This window comes from Nocardioides sediminis, assembly GCF_003047295.1.
Lineage (GTDB): Bacteria > Actinomycetota > Actinomycetes > Propionibacteriales > Nocardioidaceae > Nocardioides > Nocardioides sediminis.
The window spans coordinates 109,563-133,926 of the sequence record NZ_PZYZ01000008.1 but is presented as its reverse complement, the minus strand read 5'-3'; the positions used below and the strand labels follow the sequence as shown (position 1 = coordinate 133,926).

26 protein-coding genes are annotated in these 24,364 nt (G+C 72.9%); all 26 read left to right on the top strand.

Annotated elements, in window-relative coordinates:
- Window positions 1-4: 4 nt before the first annotated feature.
- Window positions 5-433 carry a division/cell wall cluster transcriptional repressor MraZ gene (gene mraZ, locus DAI17_RS17880; RefSeq protein WP_107774583.1) on the top strand — a complete coding sequence of 143 codons (429 nt, stop codon included), beginning with the start codon at window positions 5-7 and terminating at the stop codon, window positions 431-433.
- 216 nt (window positions 434-649) lie between these two features.
- Window positions 650-823 (top strand): hypothetical protein, encoded by a 174-nt coding sequence (locus DAI17_RS21090; RefSeq protein WP_159081620.1) that lies wholly within the window; start codon window positions 650-652, stop codon window positions 821-823.
- Window positions 824-827: 4 nt separating this feature from the next.
- A complete protein-coding gene (gene rsmH, locus DAI17_RS17875) occupies window positions 828-1,802 on the top strand; it encodes a 16S rRNA (cytosine(1402)-N(4))-methyltransferase RsmH (protein ID WP_107774582.1) in 975 nt (324 codons plus the stop codon).
- The gene (locus tag DAI17_RS17870; RefSeq protein ID WP_107774581.1) at window positions 1,799-2,344 is read left to right on the top strand and encodes a hypothetical protein; all 546 of its coding nucleotides are present in this window, start codon (window positions 1,799-1,801) and stop codon (window positions 2,342-2,344) included. The genes rsmH and DAI17_RS17870 overlap by 4 nt, the downstream gene beginning before the upstream one ends.
- A gap of 108 nt (window positions 2,345-2,452) precedes the next feature.
- Window positions 2,453-4,228, top strand: coding sequence for a peptidoglycan D,D-transpeptidase FtsI family protein (locus DAI17_RS17865; protein ID WP_234412579.1), 1,776 nt, complete (start codon window positions 2,453-2,455; stop codon window positions 4,226-4,228).
- Between the two features lie 24 nt (window positions 4,229-4,252).
- A complete protein-coding gene (locus DAI17_RS17860) occupies window positions 4,253-5,770 on the top strand; it encodes a UDP-N-acetylmuramoyl-L-alanyl-D-glutamate--2,6-diaminopimelate ligase (RefSeq protein ID WP_234412578.1) in 1,518 nt (505 codons plus the stop codon).
- Window positions 5,767-7,152 carry a UDP-N-acetylmuramoyl-tripeptide--D-alanyl-D-alanine ligase gene (locus tag DAI17_RS17855; protein WP_107774580.1) on the top strand — a complete coding sequence of 462 codons (1,386 nt, stop codon included), beginning with the start codon at window positions 5,767-5,769 and terminating at the stop codon, window positions 7,150-7,152. Before DAI17_RS17860 ends, DAI17_RS17855 begins: the two co-directional genes overlap by 4 nt.
- The gene (gene mraY, locus DAI17_RS17850; protein ID WP_107774579.1) at window positions 7,149-8,261 is read left to right on the top strand and encodes a phospho-N-acetylmuramoyl-pentapeptide-transferase; all 1,113 of its coding nucleotides are present in this window, start codon (window positions 7,149-7,151) and stop codon (window positions 8,259-8,261) included. Before DAI17_RS17855 ends, mraY begins: the two co-directional genes overlap by 4 nt.
- Window positions 8,240-9,721: a UDP-N-acetylmuramoyl-L-alanine--D-glutamate ligase gene (gene murD, locus DAI17_RS17845; protein ID WP_407669749.1), complete on the top strand. Its 1,482-nt coding sequence runs from the start codon at window positions 8,240-8,242 to the stop codon at window positions 9,719-9,721. The genes mraY and murD overlap by 22 nt, the downstream gene beginning before the upstream one ends.
- 23 nt (window positions 9,722-9,744) lie before the next feature.
- Entirely contained in the window at window positions 9,745-11,031 is a 1,287-nt protein-coding gene (gene ftsW / locus DAI17_RS17840) for a putative lipid II flippase FtsW (RefSeq protein ID WP_107774578.1), read from the top strand.
- Between the two features lie 28 nt (window positions 11,032-11,059).
- Window positions 11,060-12,142: an undecaprenyldiphospho-muramoylpentapeptide beta-N-acetylglucosaminyltransferase gene (murG, locus tag DAI17_RS17835; RefSeq protein WP_107774577.1), complete on the top strand. Its 1,083-nt coding sequence runs from the start codon at window positions 11,060-11,062 to the stop codon at window positions 12,140-12,142.
- A complete protein-coding gene (murC, locus tag DAI17_RS17830) occupies window positions 12,139-13,557 on the top strand; it encodes a UDP-N-acetylmuramate--L-alanine ligase (protein ID WP_107774576.1) in 1,419 nt (472 codons plus the stop codon). Before murG ends, murC begins: the two co-directional genes overlap by 4 nt.
- Entirely contained in the window at window positions 13,550-14,314 is a 765-nt protein-coding gene (locus DAI17_RS17825) for a cell division protein FtsQ/DivIB (protein WP_234412577.1), read from the top strand. The genes murC and DAI17_RS17825 overlap by 8 nt, the downstream gene beginning before the upstream one ends.
- A 367-nt stretch (window positions 14,315-14,681) precedes the next feature.
- A complete protein-coding gene (ftsZ, locus tag DAI17_RS17820; protein ID WP_107774575.1) occupies window positions 14,682-15,926 on the top strand; it encodes a cell division protein FtsZ in 1,245 nt (414 codons plus the stop codon).
- 3 nt (window positions 15,927-15,929) lie between these two features.
- Window positions 15,930-16,619 carry a polyphenol oxidase family protein gene (locus tag DAI17_RS17815; RefSeq protein WP_107774574.1) on the top strand — a complete coding sequence of 230 codons (690 nt, stop codon included), beginning with the start codon at window positions 15,930-15,932 and terminating at the stop codon, window positions 16,617-16,619.
- Window positions 16,616-17,320, top strand: a complete 705-nt coding sequence (locus tag DAI17_RS17810; protein WP_107774573.1) for a YggS family pyridoxal phosphate-dependent enzyme — start codon at window positions 16,616-16,618, stop codon at window positions 17,318-17,320. The genes DAI17_RS17815 and DAI17_RS17810 overlap by 4 nt, the downstream gene beginning before the upstream one ends.
- 61 nt (window positions 17,321-17,381) lie before the next feature.
- A complete protein-coding gene (locus tag DAI17_RS17805) occupies window positions 17,382-17,867 on the top strand; it encodes a cell division protein SepF (RefSeq protein WP_056885437.1) in 486 nt (161 codons plus the stop codon).
- Between the two features lie 6 nt (window positions 17,868-17,873).
- Window positions 17,874-18,164: a YggT family protein gene (locus DAI17_RS17800; RefSeq protein ID WP_107774572.1), complete on the top strand. Its 291-nt coding sequence runs from the start codon at window positions 17,874-17,876 to the stop codon at window positions 18,162-18,164.
- Between the two features lie 112 nt (window positions 18,165-18,276).
- Window positions 18,277-19,020: a DivIVA domain-containing protein gene (locus tag DAI17_RS17795; protein ID WP_107774571.1), complete on the top strand. Its 744-nt coding sequence runs from the start codon at window positions 18,277-18,279 to the stop codon at window positions 19,018-19,020.
- 170 nt (window positions 19,021-19,190) lie between these two features.
- Entirely contained in the window at window positions 19,191-20,078 is an 888-nt protein-coding gene (locus tag DAI17_RS21615) for a TraR/DksA family transcriptional regulator (RefSeq protein WP_107774570.1), read from the top strand.
- On the top strand, window positions 20,051-20,611 hold the full coding sequence (gene lspA, locus DAI17_RS17785; RefSeq protein ID WP_107774569.1) for a signal peptidase II: 561 nt from the start codon (window positions 20,051-20,053) through the stop codon (window positions 20,609-20,611). The genes DAI17_RS21615 and lspA overlap by 28 nt, the downstream gene beginning before the upstream one ends.
- Window positions 20,608-21,546, top strand: coding sequence for an RluA family pseudouridine synthase (locus DAI17_RS17780; protein ID WP_107774568.1), 939 nt, complete (start codon window positions 20,608-20,610; stop codon window positions 21,544-21,546). The genes lspA and DAI17_RS17780 overlap by 4 nt, the downstream gene beginning before the upstream one ends.
- Window positions 21,533-22,261 carry a GNAT family N-acetyltransferase gene (locus DAI17_RS17775; RefSeq protein ID WP_107774567.1) on the top strand — a complete coding sequence of 243 codons (729 nt, stop codon included), beginning with the start codon at window positions 21,533-21,535 and terminating at the stop codon, window positions 22,259-22,261. The genes DAI17_RS17780 and DAI17_RS17775 overlap by 14 nt, the downstream gene beginning before the upstream one ends.
- Complete coding sequence (locus DAI17_RS17770; protein WP_107774566.1) at window positions 22,258-22,734, top strand: YpsA SLOG family protein; 477 nt, start codon at window positions 22,258-22,260, stop codon at window positions 22,732-22,734. Before DAI17_RS17775 ends, DAI17_RS17770 begins: the two co-directional genes overlap by 4 nt.
- 13 nt (window positions 22,735-22,747) lie before the next feature.
- Window positions 22,748-23,251 carry a DUF6886 family protein gene (locus DAI17_RS17765; RefSeq protein ID WP_107774565.1) on the top strand — a complete coding sequence of 168 codons (504 nt, stop codon included), beginning with the start codon at window positions 22,748-22,750 and terminating at the stop codon, window positions 23,249-23,251.
- 20 nt (window positions 23,252-23,271) lie between these two features.
- Window positions 23,272-24,243, top strand: a complete 972-nt coding sequence (locus DAI17_RS17760) for a DUF2332 domain-containing protein (protein WP_107774564.1) — start codon at window positions 23,272-23,274, stop codon at window positions 24,241-24,243.
- Window positions 24,244-24,364: the final 121 nt, after the last annotated feature.

The following is a 24,364-nucleotide window of genomic DNA, read 5'->3' as shown; positions in this document are numbered from 1 at the left end:
CCGGATGTTCTTCGGCACCTACACGCCCAAGCTGGACGAGAAGGGCCGGCTCTTCCTCCCCGCGAAGTTCAGGGACCAGCTGACGGAGGGACTCGTGGTGACCAGGGGGCAGGAGCGCTGTCTGACCGTCTGGTCGATGGAGGACTTCTCCCGACTGACCGACCGGCTCCGCGAGGCGCCGGTCACCAACAAGGGCACTCGTGACTACGTCCGCATGTTGTTCGCGGCGGCGTCGCAGGAGGTCCCTGACAAGCAGGGCCGCATCTCCATCCCGGGACCTCTCCGGGAGTACGCGTCGCTCACCAAGGACGTCGTGGTCATCGGCTCGATGAACCGCATCGAGATCTGGGACCCGACCGCGTGGACCGCCTACTCGGAGGAGCAGGAGCAGAAGTTCTCCGAGCTGAGCGACGAGGTCTTCCCCGGTATCTGATCCACCCGGCACCACCCAGCACCGCCAACTCAACAGCTGATCCGGCACCACAGCACCAGGTCTCGTGCCCGCTCTCCCGTCGCCTTCTGGGGCAACTTCCCCGGCACCAGACGGCCTTCCCCTCGAGGGAGCGGGCAGGGACCTGGCGAGGTGGCACCGGAGCAGCCGCAGCAACACCGTCCAGCAGCACCATCAGTCGTCAGTGGGGTCGAGTCCATGAGCACCAGGAGCCTGAGCGCACCCGTGAGGGGGCACTCCATCGCCGGTCGTCCGCCGCGCGTGCGGGACCAGGCGCGCGACGCCGTCACGGTGATGGCGTTCTCCGCCGCGGCCTCGGGCACGCTCGCCGCCGCGCTCGTGCTGCTCTCGCACCTGGGCCGGCAGGGCTGACTCGATGACCACCCCCAGCCACGCCCCGGTGCTGGTCGACCGGGTCGTCGCTCTCCTCCGCCCTGCCCTGGACCGCGACGGGGCCGTCCTGGTCGACTGCACCCTCGGCCTCGGCGGGCACAGCGAGGCCGTGCTCGAGCACTGCCCCCGGGCCCGTGTCATCGGCATCGACCGCGACCCGGCCGCGCTCGAGCTGGCCGGACGACGCCTCGCACCCTTCGGGGACCGGTTCACCGGCGTGCACGCGGTCTACGACGAGATCCTCGATGTCCTCGCCGCCCAGGGCCTCGACGCGGTGGACGCGGTGTTCTTCGACCTCGGTGTCTCCTCCATGCAGCTCGACCTGCGCGAGCGCGGCTTCGCCTACGCCGAGGACGCGCCGCTGGACATGCGGATGGACAGCACGACGGGCATCACGGCCGCCGAGGTGCTCAACACCTACTCCGCCGCCGACCTGACCCGGGTCCTCAAGGAGTACGGCGAGGAGAAGTTCGCCCGCAAGATCGCCCACGCCGTGGTCCGCGAGCGCGAGCGGGAGCCGTTCGCCACCAGCGCCCGGCTCGTCGAGCTGCTGTACGCCGAGATCCCGGCGCCCGCGCGGCGTACCGGGGGACACCCCGCCAAGCGCACCTTCCAGGCCCTGCGCATGGAGGTCAACGACGAGCTCGCCGTGCTCCGCCGCGCCATCCCCGCCGCAATCGAGGCGATCGACCTCGGCGGCCGTGTCGTCGTCGAGTCCTACCACTCCCTCGAGGACCGGCTGGTCAAGCGGGCCTTCACCGCCGCCACCCGCCTCGACGTGCCGCCCGACCTGCCGTTCGTGCCCGAGGGGAGCGAGCCGGCCTTCCGCCTCGTCACCCGCGGTGCCGAGCAGGCCGACGAGCACGAGGTCGAGGAGAACCCCCGAGCCGCCTCGGTGCGCCTGCGCGCACTCGAGCGAGTACTTCCCCGAGAGCCCCACCGAGGAGCCGTCCGATGAGCAGCCCTGCCGTCCAGATCCGCCACCGCGTCCCTCGCATCGCGCAGGAGGCCGTCGAGCGGGCCCGCCTCTCGGTCGTCCCGCGCACCCGCACCCGCGCCCCCAAGGTCCCGTTCGTGACCCTGGTGAGCCTGCTGCTCGTCGGTGGCATCGTCGGGCTGCTGCTCTTCAACACCTCCATGCAGCAGGCGTCCTTCGCCGCGACCGCGCTGGAGAAGGAGGCGACCGACCTCGCCGCGCGGCAGCAGACCCTGCAGATGGAGCTCGACGAGCTCCGCAACCCGCAGCGCGTCGCGACGGAGGCGCAGCAGATGGGCATGGTCGTGCCGTCGGCCCCCACCTTCATCACCCTGGGCGGCGGGTCGGTCGAGGGCGTGAAGACGCCGGCCACCGCAGAGGACCGCCTCAACCTCAACCCCCCGGCCCCGGTCAAGCCCGAGGTGCTCGCCCCGGCCCCGACGATCGTCGAGGTCCCCGCCACCGAGGTGCCCGCCGAGGCGGCTCCGGAGCCGGCGAAGAAGCAGAACCGCAACGGTCGCTGACGGCGCGGCCTGACGGCCCCGACCCCCCGCTCCGGGTAGAACTTGGAGCGGCCCCACCAGCCCCAGCCAGACCCCCGCCAGCCCACAGCCAGCCAGGACGGAGACGGAGTGCCCGCCGCCAACCGGACCGCCAGCCGGACCACCGCACGTCGTGGGTCGCCGCAGCTGCGCCTGCGGGTGGGCCTGATCCTCATCGCGATGGTGCTGTCCTTCTTCGGCGCCCGGCTCGTGCAGCTCCAGGGCATCGACCCCAAGTCGTACGCCGCGATGGCCGCCGCCGAGGGTGTGCAGCAGGTCGTCCTCCCGGCCGAGCGCGGCGACATCCTGGACCGCAACGGCGTACCGCTGGCCGACTCGATCCAGGGCAAGATGGTCATCGCCGACCCGGTCATGACGGCCGACGACGCCCCGGCCATCGCACAGATCCTCTCGACCGGCCTCCAGGTCGACTACTTCCGCACCCTGCGCGCGCTGCGCGGACGCGAGGAGGGCAGCCGCTACGAGTACGTCGCCCGACGGGTCCCGAGCACCCTGGCCAGCGACGTGCTGGACCAGCTGAGCGAGGCCGGCTTCAAGGGGATCACCCTCGAGGACGACCCGATCCGGGACTACCCGGCCGACGACGTGGCCGCCAACCTGCTCGGCTTCATGGGGACCGACGAGCCGCTCGGCGGCTTCGAGCGCACCTTCGACGCGCAGCTGGCGGGCCAGGACGGCACGGCCCGCTACACCGTGGGCGGCGGCAACCGGGTGCCGCTCGGCGAGAACAGCGTGGTGCCCGCCAGCAACGGGGAGGCGCTGCGCACCACCCTCGACCTCGACCTCCAGTGGTTCACCCAGCGGGTGCTGGGCCAGACGCTGCAGAAGTACCGGGCCGCCAGCGGCGTCGCCCTGGTGATGGACACCCGCACCGGCGAGATCCTCGCGCTGGCCGACGCCCCGACCTTCGACGCCAACGAGCCGCTGGAGGCCGACAAGGAGGATCTCGGCTCCCGAGCGCTCAACGACGCCTACGAGCCCGGCTCGGTGGAGAAGGTGCTCACCGTCGCCTCCCTCATCGACGCCGGCAAGGTGACGCCGCGCCAGAAGTTCCGGGTGCCGGCGCTGCTGCACCGCCAGGACCGGCCGATCGGCGACTGGTTCGACCACGGCAACATCAAGCTGACGATGACCGGGATCCTGGCCAAGTCGTCCAACATCGGCACCGTGCTCGCGGCCGACGCGTTCACGCCGCAGGACCTCACGACCTACCTCCGGGCCTTCGGGCTCGGCTCGCGCACCGACGTCGGCGTCCGCGGCGAGTCGCCCGGCATCCTCACCGACGGCGACGTGATGACCTCCCAGACCAAGGACCGCGTCGCGTTCGGCCAGTCGCTGTCGGTCAACGCCGTCCAGATGACCGCCGCCGTCAACACCATCGCCAACGGCGGCGTCCGGATCGCGCCCAGCCTGATCCAGGGCAGTGCCACGACCGACGAGGGCGTCGAGGTCGGCACCGACAACGCCGAGGCCACGCGGGTGGTCAGCGAGCAGGCCGCACGCCAGACCGCGCGGATGATGGAGCGCGTCACCCACGAGGGCGCCGGCGTCGCGCCGATGGCCGCCGTCCCGGGCTACCTCACCGCGGGCAAGACCGGCACCGCGCAGCGGGTCGACGACGAGTGCGGCTGCTACGACGGCTCCACCACCGTCTCCTTCGGGGGCTTCGCACCGGCCGACGACCCCCGGTTCACCGTCTACGTCGCCGTCCACGCCCCCCAGGTCGACGGTGGTGGCGCCACGATCGCCGGTCCCGCCTTCTCCCGGATCCTCGGCTACGCGCTGGGCCGCTACGGCGTCCCGCCCACCGACGGCAAGCCCTCGCGCCTGCCGGTCGAGTGGTGACCGGTCGCGGCTAGTCTCCCCACCGTGATCGGCAACCCCCAGACCGGCACCCGGCCAGCCTCGCCCGTCGTGACCCGACTGGCCGACCTGGCCGACTGGCTCGGCACCCTCCGCACGGACGGCGACCTCGACGTCGCCGTCTCCGGGATCTCCCTCAGCACCCAACGCATCCTCCCCGGCGACCTGTACGCCGCCCTCCCGGGCGCCCGCGCGCACGGCGCCGACTTCGCCGAGCAGGCCATCGCCGCCGGAGCGGTCGCCGTGCTCACCGACGAGGACGGCGCCCGCCGCCTCCCCGGCGGGACCCCGGTGCTCGTGGTCGAGCAGCCGCGCGCCGTGCTCGGCCGGGTGGCCGCGCACGTCTACGGCGAGCCCGCCGCCGACCTCACGGTCCTCGGCGTCACCGGCACCCAGGGCAAGACCACGACGACGCGGCTCCTGGAGGCCGGCCTCGAGCAGGCCGGCGTACCCGCTGCGGTCGTCGGCACGGTCGGCACCCGCATCCACGGCGCCGACGTCAAGACGTCGCTGACCACCCCCGAGGCGCCGGACCTGCACGGGCTGTTCGCGGTGATGCGCGAGCAGGGCGTCGTGGCGTGCGCGATGGAGGTCTCCAGCCACGCGCTGGTGCTCGGCCGGGTCGACGGCGTGGTCTTCGACGTGGCGACCTTCCTCAACCTCGGTCGCGACCACCTCGACTTCCACGAAGGAGTCGACGACTACTTCGCCGCCAAGGCGTCCCTCTTCACCCCCGAGCGCGCCCGCCGGGGGCTGACCAACGTGGACGACGAGCACGGCCGCGTCCTCCTGGAGCGGGCCGGCATCCCGATGCAGACCTTCTCGGCGGAAGGGCGCGACGCCGACTGGCGGGCCGTGGACGTCGAGCTGTCCCGGGACGGCGCCCGGTTCGCCGTCGAGGGCCCTGACGGCCTGCGCGTCGCCGCGGGCTGCCCGGTGCCCGGCGCCTTCAACGTGTCCAACGCCCTGGCGGCCATCGCCTCGGCCGCCCTCGCGGGCCTCGACCCCCACCAGGTCGCCCGCGGCATCGCCGCCGGCGGGGGAGTGCCGGGCCGGCTCGAGCGCGTCGACGCCGGCCAGGACTTCACGGTCGTCGTCGACTACGCCCACAAGCCCGACGCGCTCGAGGCCGTCCTGGCCACCTTGCGCCCCCTCACCGAGGGCCGGGTCGTCGTCGTCCTGGGCGCCGGCGGCGACCGCGACCCGGGCAAGCGGCCGATGATGGGCGAGATCGCCGCCCGGCTCGCCGACGTCGTGGTCGTCACCGACGACAACCCGCGCACCGAGGACCCGGCCGCCATCCGGGCGGCCGTGGTCGCCGGCGCGCAGGGGGGCACCGCCGAGGTCGTCGAGATCGGCGACCGGCGCGCGGCCATCCGCGACGCCGTCCGCCGCGCCCGGCCCGGCGACGTCGTGCTCGTCGCCGGCAAGGGGCACGAGACCGGGCAGGAGGTGCACGGCGAGGTGCACCCGTTCGACGACCGCACCGTCGCCGCCGAGGAGATCGCGCAGGTCCGCCGATGATCGAGATGACCCTGGCCGAGATCGCCGACGTGGTGGGTGGCGTGGCGCACGGCGGGGCCACCGTGACCGGTGGTGCCTTCGTCGACACCCGCACGCCCGAGCCGCACGGACTGTTCGTCGCCGTGGTCGGCGACCGGGTGGACGGCCACGACTACGCCCGCACGGCGATCGAGGCCGGCGCCGCCGCCGTCCTGGGCAGCCGTGCCACGGACGCCCCGACCGTGGTGGTCGACGACGTGGTCCGGGCGCTCGGCGTGCTGGCGCGCCACGTGGTCGACCGGCTCCCCGACCTGACCGTGCTGGCGCTCACCGGCAGCCAGGGCAAGACCGGCACCAAGGACTACCTGGCGCACGTGCTCGCGGCGGCCGGGCCGACGATCGCCACCCGGGGCAACTTCAACAACGAGATCGGGGTCCCGCTCACGGTCCTCCGGGCCACCGAGGCGACCCGCTACCTCGTCGTGGAGATGGGCGCCCGCGGCGTCGGTCACGTCGGCTACCTGTGCACGATCGCCCCGCCCACGGTGGCTGCCGTGCTCAACGTCGGCACGGCGCACATCGGGGAGTTCGGCAGTCGCGAGGCCATCGCGCTGGCCAAGGGCGAGATCGTCGAGGCCCTCCCGGCCGACGGCACGGCCGTCCTCAACTCCGAGGACCCGCTCGTCGCCGCCATGGCGGAGCGCACGGTCGCCCGAGTCACGACCTTCGGCAGGCCGCCGGCGGACGTCGCGGTCAGAGACCTGACCAGCGACGAGCTCGGCCGCCAGTCCTTCGACCTCGTGCACCGCGGCTCGGGCGCCACCGTCCACCTCGCCCAGGTCGGCGCCTTCCAGTGGCGCAACGCCGCGGCGGCCGCCGCGATGGCGCTGGCCGCCGGCGTCGACCTCGACACGGTCGCCGACGCGCTCGCCGACGCCCGGGAGGCCAGCCGCTGGCGGATGGAGGTCCGCGAGAGGGCCGACGGTGCGGTGGTCGTCAACGACGCCTACAACGCCAACCCGGAGTCGATGGAGGCCGCCCTGGAGTCCCTGCAGCTCATCGGCCAGCGATCGGGGCGGCGTACCGTCGCGGTCCTGGGGGAGATGCTCGAGCTCGGGCCCGATGCCGTCCAGGCCCACCAGCGGGTCGGCCGGTACGCCGCCGACGCCGGCGTCGAGGTGCTGGTCACGGTCGGCGAGATGGCCGCCCACGTGGCCGAGGGGTTCGGAGCCGGTGAGGCGATCATCACGGCGGGGCGTGACGAGGCACTGACGTGGTTGCGCGAGAATGTCTCGGCTGCCGATGTCGTCCTCGTGAAGGCATCGCGGGGGGCGGCGCTGGAAGTCGTCGTCGAAGGACTGTTGGCCGCCCCCGAGGGCGGTCCCGAAGGGAGCAGCGGATGAGAGCGATCCTGCTGGGTGGCGGGCTCTCGCTGCTGATCTCGTTGATCGGCACCCGTTACGCGATCAAGGTGCTGGCGCACCGCGGCTACGGCCAGGAGATCCGCGACGACGGTCCGACGACCCACCACACCAAGCGCGGCACCCCGACGATGGGCGGCCTCGTCATCATCCTGGCGACGGTGGTCGGCTACTTCGCGGCCAAGCTCATCACCCTGCAGATGCCGTCGGCCTCCGCGATGCTGCTGCTGTTCCTCTTCGTCGGGCTCGGCGTCGTCGGGTTCCTCGACGACTTCATCAAGATCAGCCGGCAGCGCAACCTCGGGCTGCGCAGCCGCGCCAAGATGATCGGGCAGACCGTCATCGCGGTGGTGTTCGGGTTCCTGGCGCTCTCTCCCTGGCTGGAGGACGACCGCGGCCAGACGCCGGCCTCCCAGCACATCTCCTTCATCCGCGACTACGAGGCGTTCGCGCTGCCGACGGTCATCGTGATCATCCTCATCTGGTTCTTCGTGACCGGCTTCAGCAACGCCGTCAACCTCACCGACGGCCTCGACGGCCTCGCCACCGGGTGCAGCATCCTGGTCTTCGCGGCGTACACGCTGGTCAACATCTGGCAGAACAGCCAGTCGTGCGCCCTCGAGGCCGGGCCCAAGTGCTACGAGGTGCGCGACCCGCTCGACCTCGCCGTGATCGCCGCCGCGATCACCGGGGCGTGCTTCGGCTTCCTGTGGTGGAACGCCTCGCCCGCCCAGATCTTCATGGGCGACACCGGGTCGCTCGCGCTCGGCGGCGCGATGGCCGGCTTCGCGATCATGACGCGCACCGAGCTGCTGCTCGTCATCATCGGCGGGCTGTTCGTGGCCGTCACCCTCTCGGTGATGATCCAGGTGTCGGTCTTCAAGGTCAGCCGCGCCAGCGGGCTCTTCCGGTCGGTCTTCCGGGTCCAGCCGGGCCACCGGGTGTTCCGGATGACGCCCCTGCACCACCACTTCGAGATGCTCGGCTGGGAGCAGGTCACCATCGTGATCCGCTTCTGGATCATCACCGGCCTGTGCGTCGCCGCCGGGGTCGGGGTCTTCTACGCCGAATGGGTGGCCGGCGTCGGATGACCACCCCAGACCTCGACCGGCTCGGCCGCCACGGCCCGTGGGACGGCGTGCGCGCCGTCGTCGCCGGCTTCGGCGTCTCGGGCTTCGCCGCGGCCGACAACCTGCTCTTCCTCGGGGCCGACGTGACGGCGCTCGACGAGGCCACCAGCGACGAGAAGGCGGAGAAGGCCACTCTCCTGGAGAGCCTCGGCGCGCGCGTCCGCCTCGAGCCGGGCGCCACGGCGACGCTCCCCGACGACGTCGACGTGCTCGTCACCTCGCCGGGCTGGCGCCCCGACGCGCCGCTGCTCGCGCAGGCCGCCGCCCGCGGCGTACCGGTGTGGGGCGAGGTCGAGCTCGCCTGGCGCCTCCGTGACCCCGAGCACGCGTCGCCGTGGCTGGCCGTCACCGGCACCAACGGCAAGACCACGACCGTGCAGATGCTCGACTCGATCCTGCGCGCCGCCGGGCTGCGCAGCGCGTGCGTCGGCAACGTGGGGCGCCCGATCGTCGAGGCCGTCATGGACCCCGAGCCGTACGACGTCCTGGCCGTCGAGCTGTCCAGCTTCCAGCTCCACTACACGCACTCCATGGCGGCGGAGTCGGCGGCCGTGCTCAACCTCGCGCCCGACCACCTCGACTGGTACCCGGGCGGCATGGGCGACTACGCCGCCGACAAGGGCCGCATCTACGAGCGGGTCAGCCGGGCGTGCGTCTACAACGTCGCCGACCCGGCCACCGAGCGGCTGGTGGCCGAGGCCGACGTGGTGGAGGGGGCCCGGGCGATCGGGTTCACCCTCGGCATGCCCTCGATCGGCATGGTCGGCGTGGTGGAGGACATCCTCGCGGACCGGGCGTTCATCGAGGAGCGGGCGACCAGCGCCGCCGAGCTGTGCACCATCGCGGACCTGGCGTCCCCGGCCCCGCACTTCGTGGCCAACGCCCTGGCGGCCGCCGCGCTGGCGCGGTCCCACGGCGTCCCGCAGGCCGCGGTCCGGGACGGGCTGCGCGCCTTCCGCCCCGACGGCCACCGCATCGCGCACGTGGCCGAGAGCGGGGGAGTCACCTGGGTGGACGACTCCAAGGCCACCAACCCGCACGCCGCCCAGTCGTCGCTCCAGGCCTACGACCCGGTCGTCTGGATCGCCGGCGGCCTGGCCAAGGGCGCCCGCTTCGACGACCTCGTGCAGGCAGTCCGGGGCCGGCTCCGCGGTGTCGTGCTGCTCGGGGCGGACCGCCACGTCGTGGCCGACGCCCTTTCGCGACACGCCCCCGATGTGCCGGTCATCGAGATCGGCGACGGGGAGACTGGGGACCCGATGGAGCGCGTCGTCGACGCGGCTGCGCGGCTGGCTCGCGAGGGCGACACCGTGCTGCTCGCGCCGGGGTGCGCGTCCATGGACATGTTCGCCAACTACGGCGCCCGTGGCGACGCCTTCGCCGCCGCGGTCCACCGCCGGATCGAGGGAACCGGCAGCTGAGCCGGGAGGGAGGAGCGACCGCGATGACCACCCTGTCACCGGGCGCCGATCCCGAGGCGAGCGAGGTCGGCACCCCGACCCGCGTGCTTCCCCGGATCTCGGCGCGGCCGGGCCTGCGCCGCCTCAAGGGTCTGCGGGCCCTGGGCGACGCGCTCGACCGGCCGTTGTCGTCCTACTACCTGCTCCTCGGCGCCTCGACGATGCTGCTGACCATCGGGCTGATGATGGTGCTGAGCTCCTCCAGCGTGGACGCCTACAAGACCACCGGCGACTCCTACGCGATCGTCAAGCGCCAGCTGATGTGGGTGCTGCTCGGCCTCCCGTGCGCGTTCATCGCCTCGCGGATGTCGCACGCCTGGATCCGCCGGATGGCGTGGCCGGCCTACATCCTGTCGCTGGTCCTGCTGCTGCTGACCGCGTTCCTCGGGGTCGAGCGCAACGGCAACCAGAACTGGCTGGCCGTCGGTCCGCTCGCCATCCAGCCCTCCGAGATCGCCAAGCTCGGCCTGGTCCTGTGGGCCGCCAACATCTACGCCCGCAAGGAACGCCGGCTGGGCCGCGTCCACGAGATCATGATCCCGGTGGTCCCCGGCCTGCTGATGGCCACCGGCCTGGTCATCGTCGGCCGCGACCTGGGCACCGCGCTGGTGCTGTTCGCGATCCTGCTCGGCATGCTCTGGGTGGTCGGCGCGCCGCCACGGTTCTTCGTGCTGAGCATCTCCATCATCGGCGTCGCGGTCATCTTCCTCGCGGCCATGGACGCCGAGCGGCTCCAGCGCATCACCAACTTCTCCGACCCGTTCAAGGACTACCTCGACACCGGCTGGCAGCCCGCCCACGGTCTCTACGCCCTCTCCACGGGCGGGTGGTTCGGCCAGGGCATCGGCGCCTCCACGCAGAAGTGGGGCGGCCTCCCCGAGGCCCACAACGACTTCATCTTCGCCGTCCTCGGCGAGGAGCTCGGCCTCGTCGGCACCCTGCTCGTGATCGGCCTGTTCTTCACCATCGCGTTCGCCGCGATCCGGATCGCCTCGCGGACGGCCGAGCCGTTCGTGCGCTACATGTCCTTCGGCATCGTGGTCTGGCTGCTGGGGCAGATGATGATCAACGTGGGCATGGTGCTCACGGTGCTGCCCGTCATCGGCATCCCGCTGCCGCTCGTCTCCTACGGCGGCTCGGCGCTCCTGCCCTCCCTGGTCGCGCTGGGCCTGCTCGTGGGCTTCGCCCGGCGCGAGCCCGAGGCCGCCGCGGCCCTGGCGGCGCGACGCCGCAACCGCTCGGTGGGCCTGTCCGCGCCGGGCGCACGCTGAGCCTCCCCGCCCCGATAGGTTTCTCCTGATGCGCGTACTCCTCGCCGGCGGCGGCACCGCCGGCCACACCTCGCCCCTGATCGCCACCGCCGACGCCCTGCGGCGGCTCGACCCGACCGTCGAGATCCACTGCCTCGGCACGCCCCGCGGGCTGGAGAACACCGTGGTCCCGCAGGCCGGCTACCCGCTGCACCTCGTGCCGCCGGTGCCGCTGCCGCGCAAGCCGTCCGGTGAGCTGCTGCGGGTCCCGCTGCGCCTGCGCGACGCCGTACGCCGCACGCTCGAGGTCGTCGACACCGTCCGGCCCGACGTCGTCGTCGGCTACGGCGGCTACGTCTCCATGCCGGCCTACCTCGCCGCGCGACGTCGCAGGCTGCCGCTCGTCGTCCACGAGCAGAACGCGCTGCCCGGCCTGGCCAACAAGGTCGGTGCCCGGGTCGCCGACCGGGTGGCCGTGAGCTTCCCGGGCACCCCGCTGCCGCGGGCCGAGCACGTCGGCCTGCCGATCCGCCGGATGATCTCGACGCTGGACCGCGCCGCCGCCCGCGACGGCGCCCGCCGGTTCTTCGGCCTGGACGCCGACCGGCCCACCCTGCTCGTCACGGGCGGGTCCCAGGGCGCCCGCCAGCTCAACCAGTCCGTCTCCGCCGCCGCCGAGGCACTCGCCGCGGCGGGGGTCCAGGTCCTGCACGTGGTCGGGCCCAAGGGCGAGGCGCACCCGGTCCCCACGGGCGTGCCCTACAAGGTGCTCGGGTTCGTCGACCGGATGGACCTGGCCTACGCCGCCGCCGACCTGGTGATCTGCCGCTCCGGCGCCTCCAGCCTCACCGAGGCGGCCGCGGTCGGACTGCCGGCGGTCTTCGTCCCGCTCCCGATCGGCAACGGCGAGCAGGCGCTCAACGCCCGCAGCGTCGTCGACGCCGGGGGAGCGCTGCTGGTGGGCAACGACGCGCTCACCCCCGAGTGGGTGGCCGCGACCATCCCGGGCCTGGCCAACGACTCCGAGCGGCTCGCGCGGATGGGCGCGGCCGCCGCTGCGCTGGTGCCGCGCGACGCCGACGAGAAGCTGGCCCGCATCGTGCTGGAGGTCGCCCGGGTGAGGACACCGTGAGGGTGCCCGTCCCCGACGTGCTGCTCCCGGCCGACCGGCTGGGGAGGGTGCACTTCATCGGCATCGGCGGCGCCGGCCTGTCCGCGATCGCGCGGATCATGGCCGCCCAGGGCGTGCCCGTGAGCGGCAGCGACGACCAGGACACCCCCTTCCTGCCGGCGCTGCGCGAGCTCGGCGTGACCTGCCACCTCGGCTACGACGCCGCCCACCTCGGTGACGCGGACACCGTGGTCGTCACGACCGCCGCCCGCGAGGACAACCCGGAGGTCCTCGAGGCCGGGCGGCGCGGCCTGCGGGTGCTGCCCCGCTCGGCGGGGCTGGCCGCGGTGATGGCCGGCCGACGGGTGCTGGCGGTCGCCGGCACGCACGGCAAGACCACCACCACCGGCCTGCTCACCAGCGCGCTGCTCGCCGCGGGCGCCGACCCGACGTACGCCGTGGGCGGGGTGCTCACCGCGACCGGTCGCAACGCCGACGCCGGCAGCGACGACCTGTTCGTGGCCGAGGCCGACGAGAGCGACGGCGCCTTCCTCGTCTACCGCCCGCACGCGGCCATCGTCACCAACGTCGAGGCCGACCACCTCGACAACTGGGGGACCGAGGAGGCCTACCACGCCGCCTTCGAGGAGTTCGCCGGCACGATCGACCCCGACGGGTTCCTCGTCGTGGTCGGTGACGACGCCGGGGCCGCCGACCTCGCCGCGCACGCCCGGCGCGACGGACTCGAGGTCATCACCGTGGGCGAGGGCAGGGACTGCGACCTGCGCCTGGAGGACGTCGCCTTCGAGGGCACGACCTCGCGCGGACGTGTGCTCCGTGGGGGCGAGGCGGTCGGCGACCTGGTCCTGCGCATCCCCGGCCGTCACTACCTGCTCGACGCCCTGGCCGCGCTGGCCGTCGGCCTGCGGCTGGGGTACGACGCGTCGGCCCTCCTGGAGGGCCTCGGGGGCTTCACCGGCACCGGCCGTCGCATGGAGCTCAAGGGCGAGGCCGGCGGCGTCCGGGTCTACGACTCCTACGCCCACCACCCGGTGGAGATCGCCGGCGACCTTCAGGCCGCGCGCGCCGTGGTGGGCGACGGGCGCCTCGTCGTGGCCTACCAGCCGCACCTGGTCTCCCGCACGAGGATCTTCGGCGAGCAGATGGGCGTCGCGCTGGGCGCCGCCGACGAGGTCGTCGTGCTGGACGTCTACCTCGCCCGCGAGGACCCGGACCCCGCCGTCACCGGGGCGCTGGTCGCCGATGCCGTGCCGCTGGCCGCCGAGCACGTGCTGTTCGAGCCCGACATGGACGCGGTGCCCCGCGCTCTCGTCACCCGCGCCCGTCCCGGCGACCTCGTGCTCACGCTCGGCGCGGGCAGCGTGACCGCGCTCGGGCCCCGGGTGCTCGAGCTCCTGCGGGACGCCCGTGGCTAGCGCGACCGACACCCGGCTCACCGAGGAGCAGCGCCGCGAGCAGCGGGACCGCCGACGGTTCGCCCGGCGCCAGTGGGCCCGCCGGTGGATGCGGTGGCGCATCGTCGTGGCCGCGCTGGCGCTCGTCGCGCTCGTGGCCACTGCCGTCTGGCTGGTGTTCTTCTCCGCCGTCCTCTCCGTCACCAAGGTGACGGTGGACGGCAACCGGCTGCTGGGCCCCGACCGCGTGCTCGCCGTCGCGCAGGTCCCGATGGGGGAGCAGCTGGCCACCGTCGACCTCGAGGCCATCTCCCGCCGCGTCGCCGTCCTGGCCGAGGTCGAGGACGTGGACGTCACCCGGTCCTGGCCCGACGGCGTGCGCATCGACGTGACCGAGCGCACCGCGGTCGCGGTCGTCGAGCTCGGCGGGCGGCTGCGCGGGCTCGACGCGACGGGCGTGGTCTTCCGCGACTACCGCAACGCCCCGCGCGGGATGCCGCGCGTGCGCCCCACCACGTCCACGGGCGCCGACGCGCTCGCCGAGGCGGCCGGCGTCGTCGCGGTCCTGCCCGCCGACCTTGCCGCCCGGGTCGATCACGTCGAGGTGCAGACCATCGACCAGATCACCCTCGTCCTGCGCGACGGACGCCAGGTGCTGTGGGGGAGCGCGGAGCAGTCGGAGCTCAAGGCGCGCGTGCTGCCCGAGCTCCTGGCCGCGCAGCGCGCGCAGGTCTACGACGTGAGCGTGCCGGAGAGCCCCATCACCCGTCCCAGCTGACGCTCACCGTCGTACGTCGACGCTCCCGGCGTGTCCCCGCCGACCCGCCGAGTGGCGGTGAGCCAGCCACGGTCGCGGCCATCGAGAAGGTGGCTCACCCACCGCCCACCGGGCCGCGGGTCGCCGGACGACCGACGCGCTGTGCGAACTCTCGAGAACTTCGGAAATGTCGGCGACACGGGCGTGTCGGCGACATCCGTCGGCCCGGCATCCCTACTGTCATCTGCAACGCGAGGTTGACATAACTATAACCCTCAGGTTCACGGTTAGAGTTCCGGGGCCCCGAGGGAGTGACCGTCCACCGAGCGTCCGACGACCAGACCCATCCGGCACGAGCCGGACCAGTACCCGAGAGAGGCCTGCAGCCGTGGCAGCAGCACAGAACTACCTGGCGATCATCAAGGTCGTGGGTATCGGTGGAGGCGGCGTCAACGCCGTCAACCGGATGATCGAGGTCGGCCTCAAGGGCGTCGAGTTCATCGCCATCAACACCGACGCCCAGGCCCTCCTGATGAGCGACGCCGACGTCAAGCTCGACATCGGCCGCGAGCTCACCCGCGGCCTCGGTGCCGGCGCCAACCCCGAGGTGGGCGCCAAGGCCGCCGAGGACCACGCCGACGAGATCGAAGAGGTCATCAAGGGGGCCGACATGGTCTTCGTGACGGCCGGCGAGGGTGGCGGCACCGGCACCGGCGGAGCCCCCGTGGTGGCGCGCATCGCGCGCTCGCTGGGCGCGCTGACCATCGGTGTCGTGACCCGCCCGTTCGCCTTTGAGGGCCGCCGGCGCGCCAACTCCGCGGAGGAGGGCATCAGCCAGCTCCGCGAAGAGGTCGACACCCTCATCGTGATCCCCAACGACCGGCTCCTGTCGATCAGCGACCGCAGCGTCTCGGTGCTCGACGCGTTCAAGCAGGCCGACCAGGTGCTGCTCCAGGGCGTCTCGGGCATCACCGACCTCATCACCACCCCCGGCCTGATCAACCTCGACTTCGCCGACGTGAAGTCCGTGATGGCCAACGCCGGCTCGGCCCTCATGGGCATCGGCTCGGCCCGCGGCGACGACCGCGCGGTCCAGGCGGCGGAGATGGCGGTCTCCTCCCCGCTGCTCGAGGCGAGCATCGAGGGCGCGCACGGCGTGCTGCTGTCCATCGCGGGTGGCTCCGACCTCGGGCTCTTCGAGATCAACGAGGCCGCGGCACTGGTCTCCCAGGCCGCGCACGCCGAGGCCAACATCATCTTCGGCGCGACCATCGACGACGCCCTCGGCGACGAGGTCCGGGTCACGGTCATCGCGGCCGGCTTCGACGGCGGCATGCCCAAGCGGCGCCAGGAGGGCAACGTCCTGCGTCCCACCACGCCGGTGCAGTCCCAGGCCGAGACCCGCGCCGCCGCCCAGCAGGTCGCCTCCCAGCGTCCCGCCACCACGGCCGCGAGCCAGACCTTCGAGCCCTCGCGTCCCGCCGCCCAGCCCGCGCAGCAGTCCCAGCCCACCCAGGCCCAGCGGCCGGCCCAGCCCCAGCAGGCCGCGCCCGCCCGGCAGGAGCCGTCGCGGCCGAGCCGTCCCGTGCAGTTCGACGACGACGACCTCGACGTCCCGGACTTCCTGAAGTAGCACGTGTTCGCTTTCCGCGACTTCCGTGAGGGCGACGTCTCCCGGCTCCGGGTGGACGTCGCCTTCACCGATTCATCCCTGGACCTCCAGGGGCTCCGCGAGGACTTCCCCGAGATGCTGGCCCGGGTGGAGGACGTCGTGGGCGTCCCCCTCGCCCGGCTCACCCAGGTGCACGGCGACGAGGTGGTCGTGGTGGACGCCCCCATGCCGCTCGGCGAGGTGCCCGATGGTGACGCCCTCGTCACCACCCGGCGGGGGCTCGGCCTCATGGTCCGGGTCGCCGACTGCGTGCCGCTCGTGCTGGCCGACGCCGAGGCCGGCGTCATCGCCGCCGTCCACTCGGGCCGTCCCGGCCTGGTCCTCGACATCGCCACCCGCACGGTCGAGGTGATGCGCGAGCGGGGGGCCTCCGACATCAGCGCCTGGATCGGTCCCCACGTGTGCGGCGCGTGCTACGAGGTGCCCGAGGAGATGCGCGCCGAGGTCAGCGCCGTGGTCCCCGAGGCCTTCGCGGAGACCTCGTGGGGCACGCCCGCGCTCGACATCGGGGCCGGTGTGCGGGCGCAGCTCGCCCGGGCGGGCGTGTCGGCCACCGACGTGGCGGGCTGCACCCGCGAGGAGGCCGGTCTCCACTCCTACCGCCGCGACGGCGCCGCCGCCGGCAGGTTCGCCGGTCTGGTGTGGATCTCGTGAGCCGCGCCGAGCAGGTCGCGGCCGGCCTCGCCGCCGTACGCCGACGCATCGCCGACGCGTGCGAAGCGGCCGGCCGGCCCGCCGACGACGTCTCCCTCGTCGTCGTCACCAAGTTCTTCCCCGCCTCCGACGTGCGGCTGCTGGCCGACCTCGGGGTCACCGACGTGGGTGAGAACCGCCACCAGGAGGCCGCCGAGAAGGCCGCCGAGTGCGCCGACCTCGGCCTGCGGTGGCACTTCATCGGTGCGCTCCAGAGCAACAAGGCCGCGGCCGTGGCGGCGTACGCCGACGTCGTCGAGTCCGTGGACCGCGCCAAGCTGGTCGGCCCGCTCGACCGCGGCGCCGGCGAGCGGGTGCTCGACGTGCTCCTCCAGGTGAGCCTCGACGCCCCCGGCTCGGGCAACCGCGCCGGCGCCGACCCGGCGACCCTCGGCGACCTCGCCGACGCCGTCGTGTCCGCTGAGCACCTGCGGCTGCGCGGCCTGATGGCGGTGGCACCGTTGCCGTCCCCGGGCGGGCTCACGCCCGACGAGGCCTTCGCCCGCCTCGCCGAGGTGCGCGAGGCCTTCGTGGCGGCGCACCCCTCGGCCACCGTGCTCTCCGCCGGGATGAGCGGCGACCTGGAGCACGCCATCGCCCACGGCGCGACACACGTGCGTGTCGGCTCCGCGGTCCTCGGTCCGAGGCCTGCGGTCAAGTAATGTCAACAACTGTCGAGTGGCGCCCGGACCCGGGCGCCCGTTCTACCGGAGGATCTCAACTATGAGCGGCGCGATGCGCAAGATCGGCGAGTACCTCGGCCTGCTCGAGGACACCGGCCAGTACGACGAGTTCGACGACGAGACCACCAAGCACGACGTGGTCGACGAGCAGCCTGCTCGCGAGTCCCGGGACCGTCGTCCCGCCCCTGTGTCCGACATCTCCGAGCGCCGTCGTCCGGCCTCGGTCTCTCCTGGAGTGGTCGCCGAGTTGAGCCGCATCACCACCTTGCACCCCCGCAACTACAACGAGGCCCGCCTCGTCGGCGAGAACTACCGCGACGGCACGCCGGTCATCATGAACCTCTCCGAGATGGACGACAACGACGCCAAGCGCCTCGTCGACTTCGCCGCGGGCCTGATCTTTGCCACGCGTGGCAGCATCGAGCGTGTGACCAACAAGGTCTTCCTGCTCTCCCCGCCCAACGTCTCGGTCTCCACCGAGGACAAGGAGCGGATCGCGGAGAACGGTTTCTTCAACCAGAGCTGAGCTGTCGTGGAACTTGTCGGCGGGATCCTCTACGGACTCGTCTGGGCCTTCATCGCCCTGCTGTGGGTCCGCTTCGTCGTGGACTGGGTCCAGGTGTTCGCGCGCCGCTGGTCGCCTTCGGGCATCCTGCTGGTCGTGCTCGAGGTCGTCTACACGATCACCGACCCGCCCATCAAGGCGCTGCGCAAGGTGATCCCACCGCTGCGCCTCGGGTCGATCATGCTCGACCTGAGCTTCCTGCTGGTGATGCTCGGCGCCTACCTGCTGCTCGTCGTGATCCGCTCGACCCTGCTGTGAACAGCAGCCACATTCGTCACTGACGGGTGAGGTGAACAGGCGCCACACCGTGGCGCTAGTGTGTCCGGGAACAAACCCGGTTTGCCATCAACGTGAAAGTTTGGGTGACGTCATGCCGCTGACGCCTGAGGACGTGAGCAACAAGCGCTTTACGCCCGTGCGCCTCCGCGAGGGGTACGACATGGGCGAGGTCGACCAGTTCCTCGACGAGGTGGAGGCGGAGCTCGCCAGGCTCACCAAGGAGAACGACGACCTGCGGTCCAAGCTCTCCGCGGCCCAGACCGGCAGCGCTCCTGCACCGGTCCGCGCTCCCGAGCCCGAGCCGGCCAAGGTGGAGGAGAAGCCGGCCCCGGCGCCCACGCCGGTGCCCGCCGCCGCCCCGACCGGTGTCGAGACCATCCGCGTCGAGACCGTGCCCGAGGCCTCCAACGCCGCCGCCCGCCTGCTCGAGCTGGCGACCCGCAACGCCGACGAGCTCGTCGACGAGGCCAAGAACGAGGCCGACAAGATCGTCGGCGCCGCCCGGACCAAGGCCGAGCGGCTCGAGGCGGAGTCCAAGACCAAGGCCGACCGGCTCGAGGCGGACGCCCGCCAGCGTTCGCAGATGCTCGACTCCGAGACCGCCGAGCGCCGCCAGCAGATGTTCGGCGACCTGGAGAAGGAGCGCGACAAGCTCAGCAGCGAGGTGGAGACCCTCCGCTCGTTCGAGCGCGAGTACCGCTCCCGCCTCAAGAGCTACTTCACCCAGCAGCTCGAGGCCCTGCAGGGCTCTCCCTCCGTCGCCGACATGCCGGCCGAGGGTGCTCCGGCGCCCAAGCGCCTGCGCTCGATCCTGGGCGAGGACGAGGGCAACTGACCCACCGGGCGCCAGCGCCCGTCGTACGACCTCGAGAAAGGCCGGTCCCTGACGGGGCCGGCCTTTCTCCACCCCTGTGGGCGTGGCTGTTTGTCGGGCCCCCGGGCAGGGGCTACCCTCCCTGCCACCGCGTGGCAGACACCGCCGCGCCCGGCCCAGGAGGCCCGCCCATGGCCAGCAGCACCCGCAAGTCCCTCGCCGGCAGTGCTGCAGCTGCGGCCAAGACGGTGATCGGCCGGCGTTCGGCCGCCAAGACGCGCTCCGACGGCGCCGCTGCGCCGGCGGAGAAGCCGGCCGCGCGGACCACCGCGAAGAAGGCGCCGGCGAAGAAGGCAGCGGCGAAGAAGGCGCCCGCGAAGAAGGCGCCCGCGAAGAAGACCGCAGTGAAGAAGACCGCGGCCGCCACGGCACCTGCGGCGAAGAAGACCGCCACCAAGAAGGCGACCACGAAGGCGCCCGCCACGAAGGCGCCCGCGACGAAGACCACTCCGAAGAAGACCACGGCGAAGAAGACGGCCACCACGGCGCCCGCCACCAGGACCAGCGCGCAGACGACCAGCGCCCAGAAGACCACCGCCAAGACCTCCACGACCAAGAAGGCCGCCGTGAAGAAGACCGCCCCCGCCAAGGCCCCGGCCAAGAAGACCGCCAAGAAGGCCCCCATGTCCGCGCTCGTCGTCAAGGAGGGCGAGGGCGACTGGACCAAGGCCGAGCTCGACGAGGTGCTCTCCGAGCTGCACACGCAGCGCGACAAGCTGGTCCATGTCCTCGACGAGGCCGAGCACGACCTGGCGGGGCTGATGCGCGACGCCGGTGACGGCGCCGGGCACGACCAGGCCGACATGGGCGCGACGAGCTTTGAGCGCGACCACGAGCTGACGGTCCTCAACAACGAGCGCGAGATGCTCGCCCAGATCGACCGCGCCCTCGGGCACATCCACGATGGCAGCTACGGGGTGTGCGAGTCCTGCGGCCAGCCCATCGGCAAGATGCGTCTCATGGCCTTCCCGCGTGCCACACTGTGCATGACATGCAAGCAGCGCGAGGAGCGTCGCTGACCTCCAGCGACCCGGACACCCACGAGACGTCGGCGCGACCCCGCAGGAGGACGTGGGGCATCTTCGCCCTCGTCGCCCTGGCGGCGTACGCGCTGGACCTCGGGACCAAGCAGTGGGCCCTGGCCAACCTCGAGGACGGGGACATCCCGGTCCTCGGTGACTGGCTGGTCCTGCACCTGACCTTCAACCCGGGCGCGGCCTTCAGCACCGGCACCGAGTTCACGATCGTCTTCACGTGCCTGGCCATCGTCGCCGTGTGCGTCGTGCTGTGGCTGAGCCGGCGCCTCGGCAGCCCGCTGTGGGCGCTCGGCCTCGGCATGCTCCTCGGCGGTGTGGCGGGCAACCTGACGGACCGCATCGTCCGCGACCCGGGCGTCATGCACGGCCACGTCGTCGACTTCCTGATGCTGCCCAACTGGCCGGTCTTCAACGTCGCCGACATCTGCATCAACGTCGCGGCGGGCGTCATCATCCTGCAGTCGTTCCGGGGCGTCACGCTCTCGGGCGCTCGGGCGGAGAAGGACGAGGCGTGAGCGGGTTCGTCGACCAGCGGACCGTGCTCGTGCCCGAGGGGCTTGCGGGCGAGCGCGTCGACGCCGCGATGGCCCGGATGTTCGGCTTCTCCCGCACCCGCGCGGCTGACCTCATCGCGGCCGGGCACGTCCAGGTGGACGGCGGCGACGTCGGCAAGAGCGACCGGCTGCACGCCGGCTCGATGCTGGAGGTCTCGATCCCCGCCGAGGCCGACCCGCTCGAGGTCGTCCCCGAGCTGGTCGAGGGGATCAAGATCATCCACGACGACGAGTCCATCGTGGTCATCGACAAGCCGGTCGGCGTGGCCGTGCACCCCTCGCCGGGCTGGTCGGGTCCGACGGTGGTTGGCCACCTGGCCGGCGCCGGCTTCCGCATCTCCACCAGCGGCGCCAGCGAGCGGCAGGGCATCGTCCAACGCCTCGACGTCGGGACCTCCGGCGTCATGGTCATCACCAAGTCCGAGCACGCCTACTCGGTGCTCAAGAACGCGTTCCGGCACCGCACCGTCGACAAGACCTACCACGCGCTGGTGCAGGGGCACCCCGACCCGTGGCAGGGGACCATCGACGCGCCGATCGGCCGCCACCCCAAGTTCGACTACAAGTTCGCGGTGATGGCGGACGGACGGCAGTCGGTCACCCACTACGAGACGCTCGAGGCCCATCGCTTCGCCTCCCTGCTCGAGGTGCACCTCGAGACCGGGCGCACCCACCAGATCCGCGTGCACATGGCCGCTCTCAAGCACCCGTGCGTGGGAGACCTCACCTACGGCGCCGACCCCCGGCTTGCCGCCCGCGTCGGCCTGGAGCGGCAGTGGCTGCACGCCGTCAAGCTCGGGTTCGAGCACCCCGACACGGGCGACTACGTCGAGTACGAGTCCACCTACCCCGAAGACCTGGCGCACGCGCTCGAGGTCATCCGTGACGCCCACTGAGCTGACGCTCCGCCCGGCCACGGCCGACGACCTGCCGTCGGTGGCCGACCTGCACCTGCTCGCGCGTGGCGCCGCCGAGCCCTCCATGCCGCCCGCCGTCCACCCGCCCGACGAGGTCCGCGCCTGGGTGCGCGGCTGGGACCTCTCGGCGTACGACGTGTGGCTGGCCTGCGCGGACGGGCAGCCCGTCGGCTACGCCCGCAGCACGCCCACGTGGCTCGACGACCTCTACGTCCACCCCGACCACCAGCGCGCCGGCGTCGGCGCCGCCCTCATCGACCTCGTCAAGGCCCGGCACCCCGACGGCTTCTGCCTGTGGGTCTTCGAGTCCAACGTCCCGGCCCGTGCCTTCTACGCCCGCCACGGCCTCGTCGAGCTCGAGCGCACCGACGGCTCGGCCAACGAGGAGCGACGCCCGGACGTGCGGATGGCCTGGCCGGGCACCGACCCGCTCGGGTTCTTCCGCACGATGATCGACGAGGTCGACCTGTTGATCGGTGACGCCCTCGCCCGCCGGGTCGCGCTGACCCGGGTGGTGCAGGAGCACAAGCGCGAGGTCTCGGAGGTGGCCGACCCCGCGCGCGACGCCGACCGCGAGCGCGACATCGTGGCCCGGGTCGCCGAGCTCGCCCCCGAGCTGGGTGAGGACCGGGTCGGCCGGATCATGCACGCGGTGATCTCCGAGTCACTCGACGCCGCCCGCACCGGCCAGTGAGCGCGCGTCCGGCGAGGATCCTCTCCGGAGGGCAGACCGGCGTGGACCGAGCCGCCCTGGACGCCGCCGTCGCCGCCGGCGTGCCGTACGGCGGGTGGTGCCCGGCCGGCGGGACCGCCGAGGACCTGCCCGACGGGGGCCTCCTCACGGCGTACCCGCACCTGCGGCCCACCGACTCCGACGACCCAGCGGGGCGCACCCGGCTCAACGTCCGGGACAGCACCGCCGTGCTCGTGGTCGCACCGATCCACCTCGTCGCCGGCGGCACGTTGCTCACCGTCGACGAGGCCGGCCGCCTGGACCGGCCCTGCCTGGTGACGACCGGCCCGGTCGCGCGGGTCGTGGAGTGGATCGAGGCGCTCCGGGTGCCCTGCGTCCTCGACGTCGCCGGGCCACGCGCCTCGGAGTGGCCCGAGGGGTACGACGTCGCGCGCGCGTTGCTCGACGAGGCCCTCCGGACGACGACCCTGTAGGTACGCTCGGGCCGTGCTGCCGCGACCGGGAGAGCTGCTCCACTTCAGCGAGGACCCCGGGATCACCGAGTTCGTGCCGCACGTCGCGGCGACGGCGCTCCAGCCGGAGGCCTACGTCTGGACCGTGGATGCGCTCAACGCGCCCTGCTACTGGTTCCCGCGGCAGTGCCCCCGCGTCTGCGCCTGGGCGCCGGACGGGGCAAGGGTGCACGCCGTCGAGGAGGCATGGCGTCCGGCGGTGTCCGACGTGGAGCTGTACGCCTACCGCTTCTCCGCCGCCCCCTTTGAGCCCTTCGGGGAACGGCCGCACGCGTTCGTGGCGACGCGCCGCGTGGTGCCCCTGGGCCCGCCCGAGCCGGTCGGTGACGTGGCGGGCCTCCACGAGGCGCACGGCATCGAGCTGCTGGTCCTGCCCCGCCTGGAGGAGCACTTCGAGCGGGTCCGGGCGGACGGCTGGGACTTCTCCGCCATCCGGATGCGCAACGCCGGGCGGGGACCGGAGGCGTTCACGTCCTGACCTGCGTCTAGCGTGCACGCATGCAGCTGAGCGGACCGATCGCCGACCGCTACCGCGACTTCGCGACGTACGCCGCGGGCGACAGCCCGACGTTCGAGGCGTGGGCGCTCGGGGTCGCCGAGGACCCCGAGTTGCACGCCTGGCTCGCCGACCTCCCCGAGCCCAAGCAGCAGCCCAACCTCGTCTTCGCGGCAGCCCGCTGGCACGGTGCGGCGGCGCCGGGGGAGTACGCCGGTCTCAAGGAGGTCCTGCTCGACCGGGAGCAGGAGGTCAAGGCCACCATCCGGGCGCGCGCGACCCAGACCAACGAGGTCGGCCGGCTCGCGACCATCGCGCCCGTGCTGGGCACGATCGAGGGGCCGCTCGCGCTCGTCGAGGTGGGCGCCAGCGCCGGGCTGTGCCTCTTCCCTGACCGCTACGACTACGACTGGCCCGGTGCCGGCGCGCTCACCGGCAGCGGCGGGCCGACGCTGCTGGCGGAGGCGACGGGCCCGGTGCCGGTCCCGGACCGTCACCCCGACGTCGCCTGGCGCGCCGGGGTCGACCTCAATCCCCTCGACGTGACCGACGACGACGCCACGGCGTGGCTCGAGAACCTGGTCTGGCCCGAGCAGGACGAGCGTCGGGAGCGCCTGCGCGCAGCCGTGGCCGTGACCCGCCGCGAGCCGCCGTACCTCGTCCGCGGCGACCTGCTCGACCACCTGCCGTCCCTGCTCGATGAGGCGGGCCGGCACGGCACGCCGGTCGTCCTGCACAGTGCCGTCGTCGCCTACCTCGACGACGCCGGCCGGGAGCGCTTCCACGACGCGATGACGGCCCGGGTGGCGGCGGGGGAGTGCCGCTGGATCAGCAACGAGGCACCACGCGTCCTGCCGCGGGTCACCGGCGCGCACGTCCCGGGCCCGGGACGGTTCGTGCTCGCGCTGGACGGTGTCCCGGTGGCGTTCGCGCACGGCCACGGGCACTCCTTGGAGTGGCTCGCAGCACCCTGACCCGGGCCCCGGGCGGCACGCCGGGAGCGGTGTCGGAACCCCCTGTCAGACTGACGTAGGCTGACGTCCCTTCCCCTCCACGTGATCCGCGAGTCACCCCAGCGAGGCTGCTGGGTCGTCA